Annotated in this window: 21 protein-coding genes and 1 riboswitch; of the genes, 3 read left to right on the top strand and 18 right to left on the bottom strand. The window is 65.5% G+C overall.

Features of this window, described 5'->3' with window-relative positions:
- The 9 genes from UNPA324_RS10500 to UNPA324_RS10460 all read right to left on the bottom strand — a co-directional run.
- On the bottom strand, positions 1–468 hold a 468-nt coding region (locus UNPA324_RS10500; protein ID WP_181769655.1), incomplete at its 3' end, for a glutathione S-transferase family protein.
- 260 nt (positions 469–728) lie between these two features.
- Positions 729–1,241, bottom strand: coding sequence for a mismatch-specific DNA-glycosylase (locus UNPA324_RS10495; RefSeq protein WP_181769351.1), 513 nt, complete (start codon positions 1,239–1,241; stop codon positions 729–731).
- 88 nt (positions 1,242–1,329) lie between these two features.
- Positions 1,330–1,896: a hypothetical protein gene (locus UNPA324_RS10490; RefSeq protein ID WP_210246761.1), complete on the bottom strand. Its 567-nt coding sequence runs from the start codon at positions 1,894–1,896 to the stop codon at positions 1,330–1,332.
- A 218-nt stretch (positions 1,897–2,114) separates the two neighbouring features.
- Complete coding sequence (gene thiC, locus UNPA324_RS10485; protein ID WP_141934630.1) at positions 2,115–4,013, bottom strand: phosphomethylpyrimidine synthase ThiC; 1,899 nt, start codon at positions 4,011–4,013, stop codon at positions 2,115–2,117.
- Between the two features lie 186 nt (positions 4,014–4,199).
- Positions 4,200–4,808, bottom strand: a complete 609-nt coding sequence (locus tag UNPA324_RS10480) for a thiamine phosphate synthase (protein WP_141934629.1) — start codon at positions 4,806–4,808, stop codon at positions 4,200–4,202.
- Positions 4,795–5,577, bottom strand: coding sequence for a thiazole synthase (locus tag UNPA324_RS10475; RefSeq protein WP_141934628.1), 783 nt, complete (start codon positions 5,575–5,577; stop codon positions 4,795–4,797). The genes UNPA324_RS10480 and UNPA324_RS10475 overlap by 14 nt, the downstream gene beginning before the upstream one ends.
- Positions 5,578–5,755: 178 nt before the next feature.
- A complete protein-coding gene (thiS, locus tag UNPA324_RS10470) occupies positions 5,756–5,953 on the bottom strand; it encodes a sulfur carrier protein ThiS (RefSeq protein WP_128917328.1) in 198 nt (65 codons plus the stop codon).
- Entirely contained in the window at positions 5,944–6,954 is a 1,011-nt protein-coding gene (locus UNPA324_RS10465) for an FAD-dependent oxidoreductase (RefSeq protein WP_141934627.1), read from the bottom strand. The genes thiS and UNPA324_RS10465 overlap by 10 nt, the downstream gene beginning before the upstream one ends.
- Positions 6,942–7,070, bottom strand: a riboswitch (TPP riboswitch). It overlaps the preceding gene by 13 nt.
- Before the next feature lie 225 nt (positions 7,071–7,295).
- Complete coding sequence (locus UNPA324_RS10460; protein ID WP_141934626.1) at positions 7,296–7,853, bottom strand: lytic transglycosylase domain-containing protein; 558 nt, start codon at positions 7,851–7,853, stop codon at positions 7,296–7,298.
- Positions 7,854–8,090: 237 nt separating this feature from the next.
- On the opposite strand from UNPA324_RS10460, the gene UNPA324_RS10455 reads away from it, so the two are divergent.
- Entirely contained in the window at positions 8,091–8,291 is a 201-nt protein-coding gene (locus tag UNPA324_RS10455; RefSeq protein ID WP_128917325.1) for a hypothetical protein, read from the top strand.
- A gap of 9 nt (positions 8,292–8,300) precedes the next feature.
- On the opposite strand, the gene UNPA324_RS10450 is transcribed toward UNPA324_RS10455, so the two are convergent.
- Together UNPA324_RS10450 and UNPA324_RS10445 are read right to left on the bottom strand one after the other, a co-directional pair.
- Positions 8,301–9,626, bottom strand: a complete 1,326-nt coding sequence (locus UNPA324_RS10450) for an ATP-binding protein (protein ID WP_141934625.1) — start codon at positions 9,624–9,626, stop codon at positions 8,301–8,303.
- A gap of 14 nt (positions 9,627–9,640) precedes the next feature.
- The gene (locus UNPA324_RS10445; protein WP_141934624.1) at positions 9,641–10,441 is read right to left on the bottom strand and encodes a response regulator; all 801 of its coding nucleotides are present in this window, start codon (positions 10,439–10,441) and stop codon (positions 9,641–9,643) included.
- A gap of 181 nt (positions 10,442–10,622) precedes the next feature.
- Between UNPA324_RS10445 and UNPA324_RS10440 the strand changes: the two genes are divergently transcribed.
- Both UNPA324_RS10440 and UNPA324_RS10435 read left to right on the top strand, forming a co-directional pair.
- A complete protein-coding gene (locus UNPA324_RS10440; RefSeq protein ID WP_141934623.1) occupies positions 10,623–11,195 on the top strand; it encodes a hypothetical protein in 573 nt (190 codons plus the stop codon).
- Between the two features lie 228 nt (positions 11,196–11,423).
- Entirely contained in the window at positions 11,424–11,951 is a 528-nt protein-coding gene (locus tag UNPA324_RS10435; protein WP_128917321.1) for a PRC-barrel domain-containing protein, read from the top strand.
- Between the two features lie 119 nt (positions 11,952–12,070).
- Here UNPA324_RS10435 and UNPA324_RS10430 read toward each other — a convergent pair whose 3' ends face one another.
- The 7 genes from UNPA324_RS10430 to UNPA324_RS10400 all read right to left on the bottom strand — a co-directional run bounded on the left by UNPA324_RS10430 (position 12,071) and on the right by UNPA324_RS10400 (position 20,788).
- On the bottom strand, positions 12,071–12,898 hold the full coding sequence (locus UNPA324_RS10430; protein WP_164935966.1) for an ABC transporter permease: 828 nt from the start codon (positions 12,896–12,898) through the stop codon (positions 12,071–12,073).
- Entirely contained in the window at positions 12,895–14,157 is a 1,263-nt protein-coding gene (locus tag UNPA324_RS10425) for an ABC transporter permease (protein ID WP_141934622.1), read from the bottom strand. Before UNPA324_RS10425 ends, UNPA324_RS10430 begins: the two co-directional genes overlap by 4 nt.
- Before the next feature lie 258 nt (positions 14,158–14,415).
- Positions 14,416–15,474, bottom strand: a complete 1,059-nt coding sequence (locus tag UNPA324_RS10420; protein WP_141938806.1) for an ABC transporter substrate-binding protein — start codon at positions 15,472–15,474, stop codon at positions 14,416–14,418.
- A 67-nt stretch (positions 15,475–15,541) separates the two neighbouring features.
- Entirely contained in the window at positions 15,542–16,651 is a 1,110-nt protein-coding gene (locus UNPA324_RS10415; protein WP_141934621.1) for an ABC transporter ATP-binding protein, read from the bottom strand.
- A 338-nt stretch (positions 16,652–16,989) separates the two neighbouring features.
- Complete coding sequence (locus UNPA324_RS10410) at positions 16,990–18,558, bottom strand: DUF4403 family protein (protein ID WP_128917318.1); 1,569 nt, start codon at positions 18,556–18,558, stop codon at positions 16,990–16,992.
- A 345-nt stretch (positions 18,559–18,903) separates the two neighbouring features.
- Positions 18,904–19,542, bottom strand: a complete 639-nt coding sequence (locus UNPA324_RS10405; RefSeq protein ID WP_128917317.1) for a Vgb family protein — start codon at positions 19,540–19,542, stop codon at positions 18,904–18,906.
- 25 nt (positions 19,543–19,567) lie between these two features.
- Positions 19,568–20,788, bottom strand: coding sequence for a helix-turn-helix domain-containing protein (locus UNPA324_RS10400; RefSeq protein WP_141934620.1), 1,221 nt, complete (start codon positions 20,786–20,788; stop codon positions 19,568–19,570).
- Positions 20,789–20,857: the final 69 nt, after the last annotated feature.

Here is a 20,857-nt window from a genome sequence, read left to right as displayed (position 1 = left end):
GGCGAGCCAGTCGGCATCGCTGATGTGGCGGGACAATTCGCCGAGCCTTATACTGACGCGATCCTGCAGCATGGGGAGCCGCTCCGCATACCAGCTCTTGTCGCGCTCGAACAGCATGGCCATGGTGAGCTCGACGATCGGCGGCTCCATTGTGCTGAGCGCGGCGAACATCCACGCGATCGCGCGGCTCCTCGCGTTGGCGTCCTTCGGCAGCAAACCATCGTGGCGCTCGGCAATATGCAGCACGATCGCCCCGGACTCGAACAGGGTGAGATCGCCGTCCTCATAGGTCGGGATCTGCCCGAACGGATGCAGCGCGCGATGCGCGGGCGCCTTCATCGCCGCGAAGGAGAGGAGGCGAACGTCGTAAGGTTGGCCGACCTCTTCCAGTGCCCAGCGCACGCGCATGTCGCGCGCCTGTCCCCGGCCGCGGTCGGGCGAGGTTTCGAAGGCGGTGATGGTGGGCATTGGGGACTCCGGGGGCATGGTGCTTCGTCTGCAGAGGACGAACGACGAGGGTGGATTCCGACAACGTTCGTCTCTTCCAAGCGTGCCGCCAAACCAACGGTGTCGTCCCGGCGAACGCCGGGACCCATACCGCGTGATCTATCTGTGCGTTTAGTCTCAGTACCGAAACGCCGAGTCTCCGCCAAACTACTCCCTGGGGTTATGGGTCCCCGCGTTCGCGGGGACGACAGCGGAATGTGACGCGCTATTGTTCGCCGAACCTACGCAGCGATCCACACCGCAAGCTCCCGCCATGGCTCCAGTGTCCAATGCCCGGAGGCTGCGCCTGATGGCGACGGCAGCACAAAAATCTCCGGCCAGCTTGCATCGCGCTTCTGCCGCCCGAGCGTAATCCCGCTCGACGGCCTGCCGTAAAACAAGCTCGCCGCCTTCTTGCTCGTGAACGCAATCGTCCGCGGCCGATACGTCTCCATCTTGGCCCTGAAGCCTGATACGTCGATCGTCTCCGCCGAGATCTGGTGATCCATCCCGGCGCCCGTCTTGGAGAGATCGGTGAAGCCGATCCCGAGCTCGATCAGCGCGGCGAACTCGCTTGGCTGATAGCGCCGCGGCGTGATCCCGACCTCGTGGATCGCGCGCCAGAAGCGGTTGCCGGGATGGGCGTAATAGTGCCCGAGCTCCGCCGAGCGCGTCGAGGCGGCGGTGCCGACGAAGACGAGGCGGAGGTTGGGGCGGAGTTGGTCGGGGAGGCGGTGAGAAGAGGCTTCGGGCAAGTCGATGAACCACGTGTAGCTCGCATGAGCGGCGATAGGTGGGACGGCAGAGCCCAGGATGTCGCTGCATTCATCGACGCTCCGCTTACTACGAACTGTCGTCTTCGTGCGAAGGAAACAGAGTTGGATAGTGGCTTCTCAATCTGTCCACTACGCGTACGACAGGTTCGACGTTCGTCCAGCAATAACCTTCGGCCGTCTTGTCGACGTAGCTGATCGAAGCTAGAGCATCCAGAACGGGCGTCAGTCGGCCATTGCGTCCGAATGGATCGCCGATCTCGCTCGAAAAGTCGTGATATTCCTTGCCGTAGTTTTCAAAATGAAAGATGAACGTCTCGAGCAATTCCGGCAGGCTTGGACCATGCTCCCAGGTTTGCTGGGCGACATGGTCGGCCTCCTTCACGTCGCACTCGAATGCAAAGTGATAGGCATAACCCTTCCCGGTATCGTCAAGTGGCCGGAGAATGCGGAGCCGCCATAGGTCACGCCCGAGATACTTAAAGACAGATTGTCTGAAGATTGGTCGCGGCGCATCGGGGAAATGGGAAGCCAACGATGCTGCAAACGTAGCCGACTCCCCCTCTGCAATTGAGAAGGCAATCTTTGCGAGTGCCTGTGCGATCTTGCCGTATGCGCGCAGTTCCAAATCGTTCATGGGTCCCTGGGACATCGATAAATCCACTCTCGGCAAGCTCGTGACCAGCGAGCATACAGGAAACTTGTCTCAGCCGCATCGGCAGGGGCCGGTAGCAGAATGATCGCCAGCGACTCGCGAACCCGCGCTCAGCCCTCCGCTGCGTTTGCTCGAAGAAAAAGCCGGGCTCTCGCCCGGCCTTGGCCTTTCTCGGTCTTGTGATACGCGGAGAGGACCCCTCACAACACCCGATTGCTCTCCTTCACCTTCTCCGCATCCAGATACACACTGCTCCCCATCTCCTTGAACTTCGCGCTCATCCTGGCCATGCCGTCCTCGGCGGTGCCGGCCAGCGACATGCCGACGCTGTTCGGATCGTTCAGCGTCGCCGCGTAGTCGCGCACGTCCTGCGTGATCTTCATCGAGCAGAATTTTGGGCCGCACATCGAGCAGAAATGGGCGACCTTGTGGGCTTCCTTCGGCAGGGTCTCGTCGTGGAAGTTCTTCGCGGTGTCGGGGTCGAGGCCTAGGTTGAACTGGTCGCTCCAGCGGAAGTCGAAGCGGGCGCGGGAGAGGGCGTCGTCGCGCAGTTGCGCGGCGGGGTGGCCCTTGGCGAGATCGCTGGCGTGGGCGGCGATCTTGTAGGTGATGACGCCGGTCTTGACGTCGTTGCGGTCGGGCAGGCCGAGATGCTCCTTCGGCGTGACGTAGCAGAGCATGGCGCAGCCGAACCAGCCGATCATGGCGGCGCCGATGCCTGACGTGATGTGGTCGTAGCCCGGCGCGATGTCGGTGGTCAGCGGTCCAAGTGTATAGAACGGCGCCTCGCCGCACTCCTTGAGCTGCTTGTCCATGTTGATCTTGATCTTGTGCATCGGCACGTGGCCGGGGCCTTCGATCATGACCTGGCAGCCCTTGTCCCACGCGATCTTGGTGAGCTCGCCGAGCGTCTCCAGCTCCGCGAACTGCGCGCGGTCGTTGGCGTCCGCGATCGAGCCGGGACGCAGGCCGTCGCCCAGCGAGAACGAGACGTCATACTTGCGCATGAGGTCGCAGATCTCGTCGAAGTGGGTGTAGAGGAAGCTCTCCTTGTGATGCGCCAGGCACCACTTCGCCATGATCGAGCCGCCGCGGCTGACGATGCCGGTGACGCGGTTGGCGGTGAGGTGGATGTATTGCAGGCGCACGCCGGCGTGGATGGTGAAATAGTCGACGCCCTGCTCGCACTGCTCGATCAGCGTGTCCTTGTAGAGCTCCCAGGTGAGCTGCACCGGATCGCCGTTGCACTTCTCCAGCGCCTGGTAGATCGGCACGGTGCCGATCGGCACCGGCGAGTTGCGCAAGATCCATTCGCGGGTGGTGTGGATGTTGCGGCCCGTCGAAAGGTCCATCACGGTGTCGGCGCCCCAGCGGATCGCCCACACCATCTTCTCGACCTCTTCCTCGACGGAAGACGTCACCGCCGAGTTGCCGATATTGGCGTTGATCTTGGTGAGGAAGTTGCGGCCGATGATCATCGGCTCGAGTTCGCTGTGGTTGATGTTGGAGGGGATGATGGCGCGGCCGCGCGCGATCTCGTCGCGGACGAACTCCGGGGTGATGAAAGCGGGCACGGAGGCGCCGAAGCTCTCGCCGTCGGCGAGGGCGGCTTCGGCGCGCTCGAGCTGTTGCTTGCGGCCGAGGTTCTCGCGCGCGGCGACGTAGATCATCTCCTTGGTGATGATGCCGGCGCGGGCGAATTCGAGCTGGGTGATCTTGTGGCCGTCGAGGCCGCGCAGCGGCTTGTGATAGGCCGAGAAGGCGCGCGCGGCCTTGTCGGTGGAGACGCTGCCATTGTCTTCCGGCTTGATCTGCCGGCCCTCATATTCCTCGACGCCGCCGCGCTCCAGCACCCATTGCTTGCGGTTGCGCGCCAAGCCGGCATTGACGTCGATGGTGACGCTGGGGTCGGTGTAGGGCCCCGAGGTGTCGTAGACCGGCAGGTTCGGCTCGCCGGCGCCTTCGGACAGGATGATCTCGCGCAGCGGCACGCGCAGATCGGGCGCGGCATCGGGGGACGCGAAGATCTTGCGCGAGGAGGGAAGGGGACCGGTGGTGACGGCGGGGATGGTCTTGTCGGGGTTGGAGCGGATGTTCATGGGATCCTCCGTTTTAATTCGTTCATGTCGCTGCGCGAGAGAGGCAAATACCGCTGTCATCCACGCGAAAGCGGGGATCCAGTATTCCAGAGGCGGTGCGGCTAGAGCCGAGAAGCCGCGGCGTACTGGATCGCCCGGTCAAGCTGGGCGATGACAGTGGAATGTGGGGTGGGAACGGGACATGCATCACGCAGCCTCCGTGGACAGGCCGAGCCATTGCCGCACGCGCGCATCCGGATCGGCGTTCTGCGTGACGTCGCTGACAACAGCGATCGAATCCGCGCCCGCCGCAAAAATCTCCGCGGCGTGCTCGAACTTGATGCCGCCGATGGCGACCAGCGGGATGGTGCCGATGCGCTGCTTCCATTCGGTGATCTTCGGAATGCCCTGCGGCTCGAAGCGCATCGATTTGAGCGTGGTGAAGAAGATCGGGCCGAGTGCGACGTAATCCGGCTTTGCTGCGAGCGCGGTCTCGAGCTCGGCATCGTCATGGGTGGAGATGCCGAGTGACAGGCCCGCTTCGCGGATCGCCTTGAGATCGGCGGCGGCGAGGTCCTCCTGGCCGAGATGCAGATATTTGGCGCCGGCGACGATCGCGGCGCGCCAATAATCGTTCACGACCAGCTTGGCTTGCGTGCCCTCAGTGATCGCGAGTGCATCGGTGACCATCTGCAAGGCCTGCCCGTCGTCGAGCTCTTTCGCGCGCAGCTGGATGGTGCCGACGCCGAGCTTGGTCAGGCGCTCGACCCAGCCGAGGCTGTCGACGACTGGATAGAAACGATCAGGATACGGCATGCCAGAACGGGGTCCCAACGACAGGGGTGGAAGGGGAGGCGAAGTCGCGGGCGTTCATCAGCCCGGCCTCGAAGGCTATGCGGCCGGCATCACAGCCGAGGCGGAAAGCCTTGGCCATCGCGACCGGGTCGGCGGCTTTGGCGATGGCGGTGTTGAGCAGCACGGCATCAAAGCCGAGCTCCAGCGCCTGCGCCGCGTGGCTGGGCGCGCCGAGACCAGCGTCGACCACCAGCGTAATGTCAGGCAGCCGGTCGCGCAGCAGCTTCAGCGCATCGCGGTTGGTGATGCCCTTCGCGCTGCCGATCGGCGCTGCCCACGGCATCACGACCTTACAGCCGACATCGACCAGGCGGTTGGCAACAGAAAGATCCTCGGTGCAATAGGGGAACACTTCAAAGCCGTCCTTGACCAGGATGGTCGCGGCCTCGACCAGGCCGACCACGTCCGGCTGCAGCGTGTCGTTGTCGGCGATCACTTCCAGCTTGATCCAGGACGTCGCGAACAATTCGCGCGCGAGCTTGGCCGTGGTCACGGCCTCGCGCACGCTGCGGCAGCCGGCGGTGTTCGGCAGCACGGTGACGTCGAGCTCGCGGATCAGCTTCCAGAACGCGTCCCCGGTCTTGCCGCCGGCGGATTCGCGCCGCAGCGACACGGTGACGATGTTCGAGCCGGAGGCGCGGATCGCCGACTGCATGATCGCCGGCGAGGGATAGAGCGCGCTGCCGATCAGCAGGCGCGAGGCGAAGGTTTTGCCGTAGAAGGTCACCATGTGCGAGGTGTCTCCTTTGATTGCGGTGTCATCCCCGCGAAAGCGGGGATCCGGTACGCCGCGGCAGGGTGGCTAGAACCGTGAAGCCGCGGCGTACTGGATCGCCCGGTCAAGCCGGGCGATGACAGCGGAGTGTTTGGCGGGCGTCGCGGCGACAAATAGAGTGCCCTCATCATCCTCACCCTCCCTGCCGCGGCGTGATGATCTCGATCTCGTCGCCGGCCTTCAGGCTCGTCTCGGCCCAGCGGCTCTTCGGCACGACGTCGTAGTTCAGCGCGATCGCGAAATGGCTACCCTCGTAATCGAGCTCGGAGAGCAGCGCGTCGACGCTTGCGGAATTCACCTCGCGCTGCTCGCCGTTGACGATCACAAGCATTGCATCACCTCGTTGTCGATCTGGCCGCGCTCGACATAGGCGAGCGTCAGCTCGGCGAGCGCGGGGGCGATCAGGAAGCCGTGGCGATAGAGGCCGTTGACGGTGATCCTGCGGCCGCGAATGTCGATGCGCGGCAGATTGTCGGGATAGGCGGGGCGAAGCCCCGAGCCGAACTCGACGATGCGGGCTTCGCCGAAGGCCGGGTGCACGGCATAGGCCGCGCCCAAGAGCTCCAGCGCGGAGCGGACGCTGACGCCGGTGTCCTCGGCCTCGATCGAGGTCGCGCCCAGCATGAACAGATTGTCCTCGCGGGGGATCACGTAGAGCGGCCAGCGCGGATGCATCAGCCGCACCGGGCGGGCAAGCTGCACCTCGCTCGTCTCGATCAGGATCATCTCGCCCTTGACGCCGCGAAGCTCGCTCTGCTCGTCGCGCGCGCCGAGGCCGCGGCAGTCGATCACGATGCCGTCGAGATCATTCGCGGTGACGTCGCTTTCGAACTTGATGGTGCCGCCGGCGGCGCGGATGCGCTCGTGCAGCTGCGGCAGCACGCGGCGCGGCTCGACATGGCCCTCGGCCGGGAAGAACAGCGCGTCGCGGAAGCGGCCCTCCAGCGACGGCTCGAGCTCGGCGAGGCCGGCGGCGTCGAGCCGGCGGTGGTCCTCGGTCATGCGGGCAAAGCGCTCGAAATCGTTGCGTTCGCGCGGATGGGCGACGACGAGCGAGCCGTTGAACGGCGTGTCGGGCAGCTCGCGCCGCCAGATGTCGAGCGAGCGCAGCCCCAGGCGGCTGATGATGGGTTCGGCGACCTCGGCCTCGCAATAGGGCGCGAGCATGCCGCCGGCCCAATGGCTGGTGGCGTCCGTCATCGCCTCGTCACCGCGCTCGTGCAAGGTCACGGCATGGCCGGCCTGCGCAAACAACAGGGCTTGCCAGGCTCCGGCAATGCCTGCGCCGATGATGGATACCGGTGAATCCGGTCGCTTGGTGTTCTGCAACATCCCTGTCCCTTCGCCGGCATGACCCGGATCAGGTTCAAAGGGTCACCGCGGTCCTGGGCGGTATTGCCCATTTAGCGGTATCTCAGCTCCTCCTCGGAGCACCCCTCGGAACGGCTCTAATGTAGGACAGCGGGGCGGGGTGGTCAACGCGTTAGGTGGGAACCGCAGCTGTGCCCCGGACGCGATGCAGCGCGCCCCTGGCGATGCGAAGCATCGTCCAGCGCGGCGTGATGCGTCGCAGAGCCGGGGCCCATGCTTATGTGGGACGCTCTTATGTGGGACGCTGGGTCCCGGCTCTGCGCAGCAGCGTTGCACGCTGCCGCTTGTCCGGGACACGACAGTCACTTCATCGCCTGCGCCCGCGCGTTGCGGAGGCGCTGGGCGAGCTTCCGATGCGGCACGTTGCCGAACATCGGCTGCGGATTGCCGTTCGGTTCGAGCCAGGGGTGGCCCATATTGCCCATATTGGTGTCGCCCATGCTGGCGACCTGCACGGCCTCCTGCCGCTGGCGCTTGGCGGCGTAGTAATAGCCGCCGGCGAAATAACGCACGGCGCGGGCGTGGTCGCCGTTGGCGGCGCGATAGGCGCCGGCGAGGTATTTCACGGCATAGGTGAGGTTGGTGTTGGGATCGCGCAGGCCCGCGGCATCGCCGGTGTAACCAACCCCGCGGGCGGTCGCGAGCTTGATCTGCATCAGGCCGATGGTGCCACCGCGGCCGACGAGGTGCGGCTGATAGCGGCTCTCGCGCATGATCACGCGATGCACCAGCGCTTCCGGCACGCCGTTGGCGCGGGCATGGGCCGCGACCATCTCGGCATATTCGGCTTCGCCGGCGAACGCGGCCTGCGGCAATGTCAGTCCGGCCGCGAGCAGCGCGGCAATGCGTAAAATTTTCATCAGATATCCCTGAGGCCCCTTAAATGACCTGCGCCCGGCTGCCGTTAGGCCTTCCGAACGCGGCGATGATGTGACCAAACGCCGCCGCTTGCGATTTTGCGGCGCCGAGCCGTTGTTACGACGCAATGCCGGCGTATCGGTTCCCTCAGGGCGCGGTCCGCTCGCGGCAGCAAAGCTGTCTATTCGCGCGGGCGCGCGAAAGCGAGTAGGAAGACGCCGCAAATCGGGAGAGGTGCCATGACAAAAGCAATCCTCAGCGACATCCCTAGGCAGAATCCCTGTGCCCAATGCGGCGCGCCGATCCCGCAGCCCGACTGGATCGAGCCGGGCGAGGGGTGCGTCCGCTATCTCTGGACCTGCCACGCCTGCAATTACCGCTTCGAGGCGGTGGCCATCTACGACGAGGTGGCCGTCGAGCATCCGCCGCTCGCAGCGTAAGGGGCGATCTTAAGCCGCCGCAAGCCTAGGCTGCTGCCAGAGCGGCAATTGCATCCGCACGATCAGTCCGTGCGGGGCGCGGTCGTGCAGGGACAGCTCGCCGCCATGGGCGAGCGCGATGGCGCGCGCGATCGACAGGCCGAGCCCGAAGCCGGTGGACTCGTCCATGGTGCGCGCATCGTCCCCGCGCACGAACGGCTCCAGCATCTCCTGCTTGCGCGCATCCGAAATGCCGGGACCGTCGTCCTCGACGTCGATGACGAGCCTGCTGCCCGAGACGTCGAGGCGGATCGTCACCTCGGCGCCGAAGCGCACCGCGTTCTCGACGAGGTTGGTGACGCCGCGATGCAGATCGTCGGGCCGCGCGGCGGCGGTCGCGGACGCCGGTCCGTCATAATGCACGACATGGCCCATGTCGCCGAACTGGTCGGCGACGAGCTGGAGCGTGCTGGCGATGTCGACCAGCGTCACGGCTTCGACCTTGCGGTCGTTGCGCAGCAGCGACAGCACGCTCTCCAGCATCGCGCGCATCTGGTCGAGGTCGATCAGCATGCGCTTGCGGTTGGTCTCGTCCTCGATGAACTCGGCACGCAGGCGCAGACGCGTGATCGGGGTGCGCAGATCGTGGCTGATCGCGGCCAGCATGCGGGTGCGATCCGACATCAGGCGGGCGATCCGCTCGTGCATGCGGTTGAGCGCGCGCGCCACCGAGCGGATCTCTTCCGGACCGCGCTCGGGCAGGGGTTCTGCCCCGCCGTCCAGGCTGAAATTCTCGGCGGCCTTGGCAAAGGACGACAGCGGAGCGGCCAGCGCCCGCGCCGCCCACAGGCCGAGCACGGAGACGCAGATGAAGGCGGTCATCAGCGCCATCAGCCAGGGCGCCCCCCAGAACCATGGCCGCGGCCCGCCGTCGACATGCCCGGCGATCATGGTGCCGTCGGGCAACTCGACGCCGACGCGGGATTGGGGGCCGCTCGAGGCCAGCTGGACCGCCTTGTAGCCGCGTCCGAGATGACGGCGCATTCCGCGCAGGGGCTGATTGTCGCTCTCCTCGACGCTTACGGTGCCAGGGGCGAGCAGTTCGATGCCGAGCTTGGGAAAGGCGCGCGCGAGATCGGCGACGAGGCGCGGCCGCTCGCCGGCCTCGGCCGAGCCGAGCAGCAGCGCGGCATCGGTCAGTTGATGCGCGCCATCCGGCGGCATGTCGGAGCGATCCGGCCGGCTGATCAGGAAGGCGGTAGTGACGACGAGATGGAGCGCGACGGTCGAAGCCAGCACCAGCGCGGCGATCTGCCCGCCGATCCCCTTGAGGTGAAAGAACCCGAACGGCCTCATCGTCGGCGTCCCCTTCAATTGCTCAGGGGCGCCGCAACCGCTTCAGTGCTCGCTGCTTGAGGGCTTGCCGCTTGAGAATTTGCCGATTGAAGGACTGCGACCTGCGTTCGCGGCGTGAACAGATAGCCGCCGGAGCGCACCGTCTTGATCAGGGTGGGATCGGCCGGGTTGGGTTCGATCTTGCGGCGGATGCGGCTGACCAGCACATCGATGGAGCGCTCGAACGAGCCGGTGTTGCGGCCTTGCGTGAGGTCGAGCAGGCTGTCGCGCGACAGCACGCGGCCGGGCCGTTCGCAGAACGTGCGCAAGAGATCGAATTCGGCGCTGGTCACCGCGACGCGCGCACCTTCCGGATTGCGCAATTCGCGCAGCCGCAGATCGATGTGCCAGCCCTCGAAGGTGAGCGTGGAGGCGCCTTCGATCGAGCTTGCCGCTTGCGCCGCGGCCTGGCGGCGCAGCACCGCGTTGATGCGGGCGAGCAGCTCGCGCGGGTTGAAGGGTTTGGGCAGATAGTCGTCCGCGCCCATCTCGAGGCCAACGATCCGATCGACGTCCTCGCCGCGCGCGGTCAGCATGATGATCGGCGTCTGTGCCTCGGCACGCACCTTGCGACACAGGCTGAGGCCGTCCTCGACGGGCAGCATGACGTCGAGAATGATGAGGTCGATGCGGTGATCGGCCATGGCGCGTGACATCTCGCGGCCGTCGCTCACGGCGGTGACGTTGCAGGCGTTGTTGCGCAGGTACTTCGCAATCAACGTCCGCGTTTCGCGGTCGTCCTCGACGACCAGGATGTTGGGATTGGGAATGGCCATGCGCTTTGTTTGTCCAAGATTCGGGCCAAATGGCGAAGATTTTTGTTTCGGATTGTTTCTGCCCGGCTTCCCGCAACAGGCGGCAATCGCGCGCCTGCGGAGCGGCAAGGTCTCGTTAAGTCCGTTAACCATACCGTGGCGTGGTCCGCGACGAAACCCCGCAATATCCACGGAGCCATCCATGACCTCGATTTCGGCGGCCTCCGCCGGCAACTACCAGTCGCCGCTGCAGCGGTTGCAGCAGGAATTGCAATCGGAAGTGTCCGCCGGCACGATCTCGTCGTCTGATCAGTCCGCGCTCTCGACGGCGCTGACCGACATCGACACGGCGCTCCAGCAGGGCCGGTCGAGCGACCAGTCGAGCGGCACGCGCCCCTCCAAGGAGGACATGCAGTCGAAGATCGACGACCTCATCTCGAATGAAGTGTCCAACGGGACGCTGACCTCGGACCAGGCCGAAGCGCTCAAGGGCGTGTTTCAGTCCGCCTTCGCGAGCGGAGCGGGTGGAGCGGGTGGCCCCGGCGGCGCAGGCGGACCTCCGCCCGGCCCGCCGCCGGACGACAGCTCCTCGGATTCGTCGTCCTCCACCGACACGACCAGCAGCACGTCCAGCGACCAGACCACCGCCGAGATACTCCAGCAATTCCTCCAGGCGCTGCAGCAATCGCAATCCTCGGCATCGTCCTACGGCGCCAACGGCAGCTCATCCGGCGGCTCCGACTTCTCCGCGCTTTTGATCGACTACAAGAGCTGACCCCGAGCGACGCGGGTCGGCGCGGTCCTCGCCGCGATCTTGCTTCATCCAGGGTGCCTGATCGTCGGCGGGGAACCGTGCGCCGCAAAATGTTCCTGAGTGACGCAGGAACATTCCTTGCGGGTTTTTCGCACTCGCGCATCGCGCGACGAAATTGCCGCGCGCAAGGAACTGCGTGTGATCAGCGCTGTTTTCTCCACACGAGTTTCTTGTGAAGGAGAGGACAACATGCTGACGAAATCGATCGCCGCCGGCCTCGCCGGCACCGCACTGCTTGCAACCGTTGCGTTCGCGCAATCGCCGACCGCCACCACCGACAAGGCGCCGGCCGCGGCGGCCACCACGACCACCACCACGGCGTCGGGCGAATGGCGCGCCTCGAAGATGTCGGGCCTGAAGATCTATAACGAAGCGAACGAGAACATCGGCTCCATCAACGATCTGTTGATGGACAAGAGCGGCGCCATCAAGATCGCCGTGATCGGCGTCGGTGGCTTCCTCGGTATGGGCGAGCATCTGGTCGCCGTGCCCTATGAGAAGCTGAAGTTCGTCAATGAGGCCGTTGCCTATACCGGCGCTGCCACGAATCCGGGCGCGAAGCCCGCGGCGACGACGACCACGGGCGCTGCGACCGGCACCGACAAGACTGCGACGACCACGACGTCGTCCTCGTCGAAATGGTATCCGGATCACGCCGTGTTCAATGCCAGCAAGGACGAGCTGAAGAACATGCCGGAGTTCAAGTATTCGGAGTAATGCGGTCCTGAGCGAGTAGACGAAGCGCGTCCGGTTTTCACCGGGCGCGCTGTCGTGTCTGTTTCACCTCGCCCCGCTTGCGGCCGCAGGCGGGGAGAGGGAGAAGTTGCACCGCCGCTTCAGCCGCCGGCCTTGAGCCGTTCGTTGCGGCGGCGCAAGGCTTCCATGGTGGCGAGGAGGATGACCGACACCGTAGTCAGGATCAATGCCGCGGCGGTGATGGTCGGGCTGATGTTCTCGCGGATGCCGCTGAACATCTCGCGCGGCAGGGTGCGCTGCTCGGGACCCGCCATGAACAGCACGATCACCACCTCGTCGAAGCTGGTCGCGAAGGCGAACAGCGCGCCCGATGCGAGGCCAGGCAGGATCAGCGGCAGGATCACGCGGCGGAACGCCTCAAGCGGCGAGGCGCCGAGCGAGGCGGCGGCGCGCGCCAGATTGGTGTCGAAGCTTTGGAGGGTCGCGCCGACCGTGATCACAACGAAGGGCGTCGCCAGCGCGGTGTGGGCGAGGATGAGGCCGAGATAGCTGCCGGTCAGTCCGATCGGCGCGAAGAAGAAATACAGGCCCACGGCGGTGATGACGCCGGGCACGACGACCGGCGACAGCACGAAGGCCAGAACGAGCGGTTTGAGACGGCTCTTCCACTGCGCCAGCCCCAGCGCGGCCAGCGTGCCAAGCACCATGGACAGTGCCGTCGAGGCCACGCCGATGATCACGCTGTTCTTCAACGAATTCATCCAGCGCGGCGACGTGATGAAGTCGTCGTACCAGCGCAAGGACAGGCCCGGCAGCGGATAGGTGAGGTACGAGCCCGAGCTGAACGACAGCGGCATGATCGCCAGGATCGGCGCGATCAGGAAGATGAACACCAGCGTGGAGACGACGATGGTCGCCGTCCACGCGATGCGCTGGCTCTGTGTGCGCAAGGAGGAATTGTCGCTCAATTCTTCATGCCCCCCGTGACCTGCTGGCCCTGCACCAGCTTTCCGTAGACGAGCGCCAAGAGAATGGTGGCCAGCAGCAGCACCGCACCGAGCGCCGAAGCAAGACCCCAATTGGCCGTTTCGGTCGTGTAGAGCGCGATGAAATAGCTGATCATCTGATCGGCGGCGCCGCCGACGAGCGCCGGCGTGATGTAGTAGCCGAGCGCCAGGATGAAGACGAGCAGGCTTCCCGCGCCGATGCCGGGCAAGGTTTGCGGCAGGTAGATCCGCAAGAAAGCGGTGAGGGGTGGTGCGCCGAGCGAGGCGGCGGCCCGCAAGTAAGCTGGCGAAATGGCCTTCATGCTGCTGTAGAGCGGCAGGATCATGAAGGGCAGGAGAACGTGGGTCATTGCCACGCAGACGCCGAAGCGGTTGTAGATCAGGCGCAACGGCTCGTCGATGATGCCAAGCCAGCGCAGGCTGTCGTTGACGACGCCCTTGCTCTGCAGCAGCACGATCCAGGCGCAGGTGCGGACCAGAAGCGACGTCCAGAACGGCAGCAGGACGAAGATCATCAAGAGGTTCGACCGTTCCGGCGGCAGCGTCGCCAAGAGGTAGGCGACCGGGAAGCCGAGGATCAGGCAGAGCAGGGTGACGCTGAGGCTGATGATGAAGGTGCGGGTGAAAACCTGGCGGTAAATGGCCTGGTCCGGCAACGCCGCGACGATCGCGCCGTCCGCATTCCGCGTCAGATCGAGCGCCGCCAGAAGGTAGAAGCCCGTGATGGGACCGCTGGCGTCCTTGATCGTCGTCCAGGTGGCGCGTTCGCGCCAGGCCGGATTGATCTTGCCCAGAGTCTCCTTGGCGGTGCCGGGTTCGGGCGCGGCCTTCAGATTGCGGGCGGTGCTGGTCAGGATCGTGCGAAAACCGTTCAGCGCGTAGTTCAGCCGCTTGGCCGCAATCGCAATGGTGCCGGCGGCGCGTGCCGCCAGCACGTCGCTTGCGAGCGCCGCGTACGCCTTTTCGTTCGGCAGGTCCTTGCCGTCCCAGTCGGCGAGAGCAGCTATGGTTTGAGGCAGGACCTGACGCACCTCGCGGTCATCGACCGCGCGCCACAGCATGCCGGCGATGGGCCCGGCGAAGGTGAAGAGCAGGAAGACGAGGAGCGGCGCGACCAGCGCGAGCGCCTTGAGCTGCCGTGCCCGCTCGGCGCGCCTCAATCGCCGCTTCAGCGGCACCCCGGTCGGCGCGCTGGCGCTGGTCAGGAGCCCATCCGTCACGGCGCCAGCCTCTTTGGCCGTACATCCCTCGGCGCTTCAGGTTTGGAGCGGCCCGAGCGCGCGCTTCGTCCTTCGAGACGACCGCTTCGCGGTCTCCTCAGGATGAGGCTCCTCGACATCGGTGCGTGTAGAATCGCTGCCACAGACTCAGACCTCATCCTGAGGGCCCGCCGTAGGCGGGCGTCTCGAAGGATGCGCGACGGGCGAGGTATCCGCCACGCATCCTCTACTTGCTCCCTGCACCATTTCGGCCGCGCGCTACTTCGCGGCCCATTTGTTGAAGCGCTCGGTCAGGCGGTCGATGTTCTCGAGCCAGAACGCGACGTTGATCTCGACCGCGTTCTTGATGTTGTCGGGCGCGGTCGGCAGGTCCTTCAGCACGGCGGGCGAGAGCCTGCCGGCTGCGTCCTTGTTGGAGGTGCCGTAGGCGATGTTCTCCGACAGTTTCGACTGGTTCCCCGCCTTGCCGACGAAATCCAGGAACTTGTAGGCGGCGTCCTTGTTCGGGCTTCCCTTCAGAATGACCCAGCTGTCGAGAGTGAAAAGCGCGCCGTCCCACACCATGCCAAAGTTCTTCTTCTCGTTCTTGTTGGCGGTGTCGATGCGGCCATTGTAGACCGAGGTCATCGCCACCTCGCCGGAGGCGAGCAGTTGCGGCGGCTGGGCGCCGGCCTTCCACCAGACGATGTCACCCTTGATGGTGTCGAGCTTCTTGAAGGCGCGCTCGACACCCTCGTCGGTCGCAAGCACCTTGTAGACGTCCTTCGGTGCGACGCCGTCGGCCATGAGCGCGATCTCCAGCGTGGTCTTCGGGCCCTGACGGAGGGCGCGCTTGCCCGGAATCTTCTTGGTATCGAAGAAGTCGGCCCAGCCCTTCGGGGCGTCCTTCAGCTTGTCCTTGTCGTAGCCGAGAACAAAATCGTAGAGGATGGCGCCGACGCCGCACGGATTGACCGATGGCGGGATATAGGCGGCCTCGCCGCCGATCTTGGTGTAGTCCAGCTTCTCGAACAGGCCTTCCTCGCAGCCGACCGCCAGTTCGTCGCTCTCGACCTGGACGACGTCCCAGGTGGCGGCGCCGCCCTGCACCTTGGCCCGCAGCACGCCGACACCGCCGTCCCAGGACTCGTCGTTCATGGCAATTCCGGCCGCCTTCTTGAACGGCTCGAAATAGACCTTCTTCTGGGCCTCCTGGTACGCGCCGCCCCACGACACCACGGTGAGGTCACGCGCCTGTGCGACCGTCGCCAGCGCGGCGCTGGCACCGAGCGCGGCGGCGAAACCCAGAGCAATCTTGCCAATCTTGCGCTTCAGCATGGTCTTGGTTCCTTCTTTCATGTGAGTGGCGTTGAGGTTGATTGTTCCCAGGCCCGCTTGCGCTGGATCAGACGGGATCGAGGGCGAGGCAATCGTCCGGGCGGAAGCTGATGAAGACGCTTTCGCCATGTGTGAGATCATGATGCGCCCCCGGCTGAAGCTTGACCATGAACTCGGCGTTGCCGGCGACGTCGAGCACGGCCAGCGCATGGTCGCCGAGATAGATGGTGTTCTGCACCTTCGCCGGCAGGCGGTTTGCTCCGTCGCTGGAGCTGCCGTCCGTGACAATGGCGATCCGCTCCGGCCGTACCGACAGCGAGGTCGATGCGCCCGGGCCCGATACATTGATCGCCCGGGCGGTCACGGCGCCGCCGCCGGTCAACGCGACGCGGCAATAGTCCTTGTCGACCGTCTCGACGGTGCCGGCCAGCACATTGTTCTCGCCGATGAAATGGGCAACGAAGCTGTTCACCGGATGCTCGTACAGCGCGTCGGGCCTGTCGATCTGCTGCACGATGCCGTCGTTGAACACGGCGATGCGGTCCGACATGGTGAGCGCTTCGCTCTGATCGTGGGTGACGTAGACGACAGTGATGCCCATCCTCTCGTGCAGTTGTTTGATCTCCAGCTGCATCTGCTCGCGCAGGCGCTTGTCGAGGGCGCCGAGCGGCTCGTCCATCAGCACGAGCTGCGGGTTGAAAACCAGCGCACGGGCCAGCGCCACGCGCTGTTGCTGGCCGCCGGACAGCTGTCCGGGCCGCCGGTGCGCCAGGGCTTCCATCTTGATCATGCGCAACGCCGATTTGACGCGCTCCTGCGCTTCCGCCTTGCTCGTCTTGCGAACGGATAGCGGGAAGGCGATATTCTCGGCGATCGTCAGGTGCGGAAACAAGGCATAGTTCTGGAACACCATGCCGATGTCGCGCTTGTGGGGCGGCATGTTCTTGATGGGCCGTTCCGCGAGGTAAATCTCGCCATGGGTCGGCACCTCGAAGCCGGCCAGCATCATCAGCGTGGTCGTCTTGCCCGAGCCCGACGGGCCGAGCAGGGTGATGAACTCGCCCTTCCTGATGTCGAGATCGAGGTTTTTCACCACGAGGTGCTCGCCATCATAGGTCTTCTGAATGCCGGAAAAGCGCACCAATGCCGGCGCGGGCGTGACCATGCCGGCTTCCATGTTGTCCTCGGCTTGCCGCTACAATGCTTGTCAGAACCTCGTTCGAGGTTGCGAGGGGCAGCTTAGCATCCTCCGATGAGAATGCCAGCGGCGCAAGCGATGAAGAGGCGCGGGAGTGCAGGCTATCGCATACGATTCGCGGCGGCAGCTTGTGCGCCTCGTCCTTCGAGACGACCGCTTTGCGGTCTCCTAAGGATGAGGCTAAGCGGCATAGGTGCTCGTTGAAACGGCTGCCGCACACTCCAGCCTCATCCTGAGGGCCCGCCAAAGGCGGGCGTCTCGAAGGATGGGCGCAGGGACAGCTCTCAAATGCGACAGCCATGCCGTGAGCGCGCGCGCTACATTCCCGACAGCTTGCTCACATACACATTCAGCGAGCCGCCGGCCTCCGCGACCACGCGCAACGTTTTGGAATCGAAGGCGATGTCGGCCAGCGTCAGGCTGTCGATCTTGGCGTCGACCTTGAGGCCGTCCTCACTCTTCTGGTAATCGGCGATCGCGGCGGCGATCTTCTCGCGGGCGTTGGCGGCGATCGGCTTCAGGTCGAGCGTCGCCTTCTGCAGCAGCGCCTGCTGCATCTGCGGCACGACGGCGCGCGCCGCGGCGCCGAGCAGGCCGAACGCAGCTTCGGATTCCACCGCGAGCTGGATGTCGGTGAGCCGCAGCGTCTGTTGCGCCTGATCGAGCACCGGCCGCCCCCAGATGTGGACGGTCGCCTCGGCGCCGAGGCCGAGCCAGCTCTTCTTCTCCTTGGCGCGGACCAGCAGCGAGATCAGCAGCCGGTCGCCCGACGGGATCACGTTGGCGCTCTTCACGGTGACGTCGACCGGGCCGGAGCCGTCCTCGGGATAGGTGCGGCCGACCATCTGCGCGCTGATCAGCTTGTTGATCTCGGTGAAGGGCACGTCGATCGGCACGCCGATGTTCACGCCGGTGCCGGTCGGCGGCACGATCGAGATCTTGTCGGGAAACGGACAGTCCGGCTTGGTCGGCGTCGAGGTGACGCGGGTCTCCGCTTCCAGGCCCATCAGCAGCGTCACCGCCTGCGCGTCGACGCGCGGCTGCGCGGCGATGGCGCGGATCGGTTTCATCTCGAGCCAGAGCGGCGGAAGCGTGGCCGAGGAGCTAGATCCCTGCAGCGGGATCGAGCGGCACGCCTTGGCCCATTGCAACTTCGCATTCTCGCGCAGGCTCGGATCGTTGCGGATGCGTTCGGAGACGATGTTGATCTGCTCGCCGACATTCTTGTCGATCAGCGGCTTGACCTGCGCCGGCACGTTGACCTTGGCGCCGGCCACCGCAAGGTTGGTGTCGCCGAGATTGACCTGGGCGCCGAGATTGGGCTCGAGGTGCCAGTTGGCCGCGAGCTTCGGGCGGGAGGTGACGACCACGTTGCCCTTGATCTCGGCGCTGGCATTCAAATTCTTGATGTTGACGGCGCCGATCCGTTTCGCAGCATCACCGCCGAGCACGCTGCCGAGCGCCTCGCCGAGCGCGCCCGTGGCCTTCGCCGACAGCGAGCCCGTCACGTTCAGCTTGCCGGACAGCGGCGTCGAGATCGTGAGCACGTCCTTGTCGCCGGCCGCCGCCATCGGCCCGCGCACAGCGGACCAGCCGATGTCGGCGTTCTCCAGGATCTGCGAGATCGGGTTGTCGGCCTTCCCTGAGAAATTGCGTGGCGCGGCCTTCTCGGCCTGCTCGCGGATCGCCGAGATCGCGATGGCGACCGGCGCGATCACGATCGAGCTCTTCGCGACCGGCGGCAGCGGCGGCAATTGCGCGACCGGTGGCGCCGAATTCGTCGCGCGCGGCGACAGCCAGTCCATCGCCTTCAGGCTGACGAAGAACGACGCCGCGAGCACGGCGACGCCGACCAGGATAGTCTTCAGATTCAACGTTAGCCGCATCAATCCCCCAAGCCGCCCCGGCCGGGATTCTACAGGGCGAGCGAGAAGGGCGCTAGAGCGCACCGATGGGGTGGAATTGCGGCGAATGGGTTAACGGCGCCGGTTTGAGGTTCTACACAGGTGCTTCGCTTGCAGGGAGCCCTGTCCCGCAAGCCGGGCAATCGCACATAGCCGCGATCTCGACTGTGGCCATCCTTCGAGACGCCCGCCGTCGGCGGGCCCTCAGGATGAGGACCGAGCGGGCGGCGCCAGTTTCAACGAACGCCGATGTTGCTTAGCCTCATCCTGAGGAGACCGCGAAGCGGTCGTCTCGAAGGACGAGGCGCGCGCTCATTTCACCGTGACTTAGCTGCGCCTGGGACGGCGGACTGCTCTCACCTTGCCGGCGGCGCCGCCGCCGCAGAACAGGCGATCGCCGCCATCGGATTCCAATCCTGAAACCATCGTCCCGGCCGGCAGGTCGAGCTGCTCGAGCACCTTACCCGTCTCAGGGTCGATCCGTCGCACGTCGCTCTCTTCGTTCTCCCAGGTGCCGTGCCAGAGCTCGCCGTCGACCCAGGTCACCCCGGTCACGAAGCGCTTGCTCTCGATGGTGCGAAGAACCTTGCCAGTGTCCGGATCGACCTGATGGATCTTGCGCTCGCGATATTGCCCGACCCACAGCGATCCCTCGGCCCAGGCCAGGCCGGAATCGCCGCCGCCGCCGGGCGCCGGAATGGTGGTGAGCACCTTGCCTGAGGCCGCATCTATCTTCTGGATGCGATCCTCGGCGATCTGGAACAGGTGCCTTCCGTCGAATGCCGTGCCGGCATGCGCGGCCACGTCGATGGAGCGCGCGACCTTGCCGCTGGCCGGGTCGACCGCGTTCAATTTGTCGCCGGATGCGAACCAGACATGGCTGCCGTCATAGGTGACGCCATGCACGGCCTCGACGCCCTCAAACGGTCCATACTCCCTGACGATTTCGGCGGCTGAACGCTTCATCTGCTCGTTCCCTGTGATCTTAACGTTACATCTTCAGCAGCGGCGCGGGGAGTAACAAGCCTGTCGGGAAACCCGGGACGGGCGGCGTCATCCAGCGCCGCGCCCGGCCATGTCCGAAGCATTGCACCTTGTTCGACCGCGCCAGTTCGTCGAGGGCCCGCTGCACCGTGCGCGCGCTCGTTCCGAGCGCCAGCGCGAGCGCCGAGCTCGACCAGGGCTCGCCGTCGGAGAGGAGCGCGAGGATAGCGGCGTGCTTTTCCTCCACCGGCCGCGCCAGCACGAGGATTTCGCGCGTCTTGCGCGGCGCCAACGCAAACCCCTGTTTCGTTGCGCAGACGTCGGCGAGCGGTTTGAGCTTGGTGCGGAGCCGTCCGATCTCGACGCGCAACCGCGCGCGATGCGATTCATCGAAATGTTTGGCGTGAAACGCACCTGCGATCAGAATCTGCCGCGAGACGTCCGCAGGCCAGGCCTGCGCCAGGATGCGAACGAGGGCGAACAGCACCGGCCGGGTGCCGAGCGGCACGACGGTGCCGCGCCTGCGGACCGAATGATGGAAGGTGTCGACGACGAGCGCCTCGGATGCTGCGAGATTCTCGATTCCCTCCAGCAGCAGGGGCCGCTCGTCGCCGTGCACGATCAGGCGTGCCGCCGGCGTGTCGAGCACGCGGCTTGCGCTTTCGACCTCGGCCGTGAGCGCGGGGATATCAGCCAGTTGCGCCGCGCGGGCTGCCCGCGCGAGCGCCGCGCGCGCATCCTTGGTTCTGAGCCGCCGTATGGCGATGCCGGCCAGCACGAGCTCGCGAACGACTTGTGAGGTGGGCGGGAGCGGGGCGGGGTTAAGCTCGGCGAGCATATGCTCTGCCTCGTCGACATGTCCGAGGAGGAGAAGACGCCGCGCCGCAATGTGTCCGGCATGCGCCGCGTTGGCGAGATCGCCATGCTTTTCGAGAGCCGCCCGTGCCGCGGCGAGCGCCTTGTCCGGCCAGCTTAGATCGCGCGAGACCAGCGCGATCTCGGCTTCGGCGACCACGCATCTGGCGCGCGCGACCGCCTCGCGCGGGCCGAACGCGCGCGCGGCGCTTCGCAGCAGCGACTTGGCCTTGGCGAGATCGCCGAGCTGCGCCATCGCGATGCCGCGCAGCGCCAGCGACGGCGCGTCGTTGCGCAACGCAACCCGGTTCAGCGCGCCGAGCGGATCACCGGCCTCGAGCGCGCGCGCGGCGGCCGTGATCAGAGACTCCATTCAAATCCCGCCACACTTGTTACTCCCACCGCGCAACCGCGCGGTGCCAGAAATCGTTGTCGAACCGAC

The sequence above is a fragment of the Bradyrhizobium sp. UNPA324 genome, assembly GCF_006658635.1.
Lineage (GTDB): Bacteria > Pseudomonadota > Alphaproteobacteria > Rhizobiales > Xanthobacteraceae > Bradyrhizobium > Bradyrhizobium nanningense.
The sequence above is the reverse complement of the archived record's forward strand: the minus strand, read 5'-3'. Positions and strand labels throughout refer to the sequence as shown.